The organism is bacterium (genome assembly GCA_009926305.1).
Classification (GTDB): domain Bacteria; phylum Bdellovibrionota_C; class UBA2361; order UBA2361; family RFPC01; genus RFPC01.
The window spans coordinates 1-3,691 of sequence record RFPC01000137.1; the positions used below are offsets into that span (position 1 = coordinate 1).

A 3,691-nucleotide genomic window follows, 5' to 3' on the forward strand; every position below is an offset into this window, starting at 1 on the left:
AATGAGACATAACCCATAAGTATCACCTATGGGTATTTATTGCCTCAGTTAAAACCTGCCTGGAAGCGATGCCATTCAATGGCGTTCTTGATTTGGAAGGTTCTATTGGATACAGTCTTGATAATCTCTTCTAAGAACTTTAGCATAATGTCATAGTATCGAATCTTGAGGTCTATCTTGTTCAGTCTCTCATCGGCATCCATATGCCTCTGTATGGCGTCTTTGTCACGAACTTTATATGGGAAAGGTTCTTCCTCATAAACCTCTGGGGATGCCTTTCCAGTGTAGTAGTTATAACGCTCTAACTTTACTTTGCTATGAGTTTCTCGTGCTTTTTCACGAAGCAGAGTGATAGTATTATAGAGTGTGTAGTACTTGGCGTGTAGTTGAGGAATTTTTAGCGATTCATCATGTAGATTATCAGGATCGATTTGGGAATCTTTTGCCCACATCTCCTGAATTTGATCAAGATTCATAGGGGTGTTCTGCCGTCAGCCGCTAGGATATTATACACAGTATACTTGAATGTCACCTCTGCTGTAAAGTAGCTGACATCAGCATCGGTTGCTTCAAATTCCAAAGATGTAAGATATGTTGGAAATAAATCTTTGAATTTTACGATAGCAACATCTCTATAGTTGCTGTTTAAAATGTGAAGACTTCCATCGCTGTATTGTTCTTTATAATCCCTACCACCGTCGTTTGTTGTTAAATCTTTAAACTGTTGTGTGGTTTCTGGATAACCCAATCCAGTCAACCAGTTGTGTATTGCCATATAATTTTCCATGTTCTCGTCAACCAAGAACCTTAATGTAAAATCACCATAAACTAACTTATCTCCAGGAACATCAAGATCCTTAAGATATGAAGGTTGATTCGCTACACCCAAATTAATTTCGGGTATTCTTGCCGAGTTGGAAAAGAAAGAAACCTTTTTGTTTTTTGATAATGTAAATTTAAAACCAATTGGCGATAGAAAATTTCTATTTTCAATCTGATTTGCAAATGCCATGAGGAGGTTTTATTTGTATTTAGATAAAAAAAGAGGGTTCCGAAGAACCCTCTGACAAACCTTGTGAGTTTAAATCACATGAGGTTGAGAACACGTACTCTCTGGTAGTAACGGTTGTCGTCACTCTTGAGCTTACCTGTGTCTGCACCGCCAGCGGCACTTGCGAATGGGTTCGAGACAATGCCGTAGCGAGTCTTAAAGCCAATCTTAGGCTGGAAGGTGTTCTCTCCAACGGCACGAACCATCTGCAGAGGAACGTATGGGCAGTAGAAGAGTCCTGCGTCATAAGGTGAAGAACCCTTATAACCGACAACGTAATACTGTGAACCATCAGCAGTGCTGTTTGCCGAATAAGGATCGATGTATACACGATACTTACCAGCAAGAACACCAGCGAAGGTGTTACCAGTGTCGTCAACGTTGAGGTTAGCGTTCAGAGCAGGGGTGTAATCAAGTACGCCTGCCATGGTGAGGGCGGAAGCAACGTCTGCAGAGCAGAGAATCATGTTGCCCTTTCCTCTACGAGTTCTCTGGGCGATGCGGTTTGCATCTCTCTCGATCTGGAAGATGAGACCCTTGAACTTCTCAACGCTCCAACGTCCATTGGAGTCAACGTCGAGGTCGAATACACCAGCGTTAGCAACGTTGGTTTGTGCGCCCTTCTCAGCAACCTTATAGATGGTTCTGATAACTTCGCGGTTGATCTCAGCCAGAATCTCAGTGGAGAGAATGTTGGCGAGTTCTGCTTCAGCGTTCAGACCGTGGATTGCCTTGAGGTCTTGAGCGAGTTCTAATGAGTACTCAGCTTTCAGAGCTCTTGACTTGGCGGTAACGGTGACTTTCTCGATTGAGAATGCCATCTCGTTGAACGATTGTGCTGCACCGAGTTCTTCAGCATACTCGGTGTTCATGCCCTGTCCAACACTATAGTTAGTGGTGTTGGCGTTAGGGTTCAGGATACCAGGGTTAGAACCACTTTGAGCTGTACCGAAACCAGCAGCTGCACCATCAGAACCAGCAACATAAGAGTTGGAGGTGCTGATTCCGCTGTTGGAGAATCCGGTGTCTGCTTCGTCGAACAGAGCTTCGGTTCCGCTCTGTGAAGTGTAGCGGGAACGCATTGCGAAGATGAGTCCAGTAGGACCGTTCATTGGTTGAACGCCAGCCAAGTCATAAGCGACGAGGTTAGGCATTGCACGTCTGATCAGGGAGATCAGAACGGGATCGAAACCAGCGGTTGGTGAAGATGCACCAGCAGAGAAACCTGCGGTAGCACCAGATGAACCGGTAGCGTTGGTTGGAGCTTCGGAGAGGAATTCTCTTTCCTCACGGAGCATTCTTTCTTGGTTCTCCAGGAGAACTGCGGTTACCATTCTCTTGTGTGCATCTTGGATGCCACCGAGTCCCTCGTGGTTGAGGATAGGTGCCCACTTCTCCTGCAGGTGTTCAGCATTGAAACCTTGCATTTGAATTTTACCTCTTAAAAGTTTTAGTTTGATTTATAATCTAAAAATCACTTTTTAGCGACTCTAGTCAGAGTAGTGAGATATGACTCCATCAAACCAGACACTTGGACTGGTGAGGTGGCGTCTGCGCTCTCAGAAATGTTCTCTGAATTGTCTCTTTGAGTACCAGAATTTGCTGGGAAATAAGAATTTCTCAGAGTTACCAGTTTCTCACGATAGGTGTCTTCACTATCAAACTCAACATTTTCGGCAAGAGAAGCGAGTTTTTCCTTCTGTGAAAGAGCAAGTCCTTCGCAGACCTCGGAGAAGATTACATCAGCAACCGACTCGGCTAATCTTTGTTTTAGAGCAATATTTCTTTCGATTTGCTCGTTGAGTTTATCTTCCATCTCATCAAGTTTTTCTACCATACTATTGAGTACATCATATTTCTCTTCAGGGATTGATACATAATGATCTTCAAAAAGACTTCTGATTCCTGTAAGGAATGATTCAGTCATTTCAGTCTTCAGACCTTGCTCAACTGCAAGTTGATTCTCGGTCATCCACTCTTCTGCAACATACTCAAGATAAGCATCGACTCTATCAGTCAGTTCTTCCTTGATAGTTGCAACTTCTTCTTGAAGAGCTTGCTCATACTGAGCAGTTAACTCTTCTTGAATTTCTGTTGATTTTGCCTTGATAGCAGCTTCGAAGATGGTACGTGCCTTTTCTTCGAACTCTTCGGAAAGCTCTTCACCTTGGAGCAGTGCATTGATATCTTCTTCGATATCATACTCAGCAACTACTTCCTCTTCTTCAGCGACTACTTCCTCATCGGTGGTTTCTTCTTCAGAAACTACTTCTTCTTCGGTGGTTTCTTCTTCAGAAACTACTTCACCCTCAACTTCCTCTTCTTCCTTCATACCTTTTGGCATGGATTCAGCAGGCTTAGCACCCTTGTTCACAATGTCTTTGACAGTTGCGAGTGTGGGTTCTTTGAGTTTAGCAGAATTGTCATCTGCTCTATAGTTTTCTGGGGTAGGACCGCCGAGATCTTCGTAAGTGCCTTGGCCTGGTGTTGAAACACCGGAAGCATTGCTTCCTGCCTTTGGCATCGATTCAGCTGCAGCAGCGCCTTTGGTTACTACGTTTTCCATTTCTTGTAAATTGCTACCAACGGACATTTGTTTTGTTAGATTTATTTTAATATAATCTATATTTATTTATAAAT

Annotated in this window: 4 protein-coding genes; all 4 read right to left on the reverse strand. The window is 43.4% G+C overall.

Annotated features, from left to right (window positions below; translation table 11 throughout):
* Window positions 1-44 precede the first annotated feature (44 nt).
* The 4 genes from EBR25_12740 to EBR25_12755 all read right to left on the reverse strand — a co-directional run bounded on the left by EBR25_12740 (window position 45) and on the right by EBR25_12755 (window position 3,644).
* Window positions 45-476 (reverse strand): hypothetical protein, encoded by a 432-nt coding sequence (locus tag EBR25_12740; GenBank protein ID NBW41851.1) that lies wholly within the window; start codon window positions 474-476, stop codon window positions 45-47.
* Complete coding sequence (locus tag EBR25_12745; GenBank protein NBW41852.1) at window positions 473-1,012, reverse strand: hypothetical protein; 540 nt, start codon at window positions 1,010-1,012, stop codon at window positions 473-475. Before EBR25_12745 ends, EBR25_12740 begins: the two co-directional genes overlap by 4 nt.
* Window positions 1,013-1,086: 74 nt before the next feature.
* A complete protein-coding gene (locus EBR25_12750) occupies window positions 1,087-2,478 on the reverse strand; it encodes an ATP-binding protein (protein ID NBW41853.1) in 1,392 nt (463 codons plus the stop codon).
* Between the two features lie 47 nt (window positions 2,479-2,525).
* The gene (locus EBR25_12755) at window positions 2,526-3,644 is read right to left on the reverse strand and encodes a T4 prohead core scaffold protein (protein ID NBW41854.1); all 1,119 of its coding nucleotides are present in this window, start codon (window positions 3,642-3,644) and stop codon (window positions 2,526-2,528) included.
* Window positions 3,645-3,691 lie beyond the last annotated feature (47 nt).